General features: G+C 69.9%; 1 protein-coding gene. It reads left to right on the top strand.

What is annotated here, in order from left to right; all coding sequences use genetic code 11:
• Positions 1 to 459: condensation domain-containing protein (locus tag PU724_RS33925; protein WP_426213854.1), on the top strand; the 459-nt coding region annotated here is incomplete at both ends.

Raw genomic sequence — 459 nt, 5'->3', positions numbered from 1 at the left:
CTGGCGCCCCGGCCTGTCTCGGCTTGCCGACGGACCGTCCGCGGCCGGCGCAGCAGTCGTTTGCCGGGGCCGGTGTGGGGGTCGTCATCGATGCGGCTCTGACGCGGGGTCTGAAGCGGCTGAGCCGGCAGCATGGCACGACGGTGTTCATGACGGTGCTGGCGGCCTGGGCGGCGGTGCTGTCGCGCCTGTCCGGGCAGGACGATGTCGTGATTGGCGTGCCGAGCGCCAATCGCGGCCGGCACGAGGTGGAAGAGCTGATCGGCTTCTTCGTCAACACGCTTGCGCTTCGCCTTGACCTGTCTGGCGCGCCGAGCGTTGCCGAGCTTCTTGAGCGCGCGCGGCGCACGGCGCTGGCCGCGCAGGAGCATCAGGACCTGCCGTTCGAGCAGGTGGTTGAGATCGTCAAGCCGCCGCGCGCGCTCGATCACACGCCGTTGTTCCAGGTGATGCTGGCCT

The organism is Mesorhizobium abyssinicae (assembly GCF_049887195.1).
Taxonomy (GTDB): Bacteria; Pseudomonadota; Alphaproteobacteria; order Rhizobiales; family Rhizobiaceae; genus Mesorhizobium; species Mesorhizobium abyssinicae.
The sequence above is the reverse complement of the archived record's forward strand: the minus strand, read 5'-3'. Positions and strand labels throughout refer to the sequence as shown.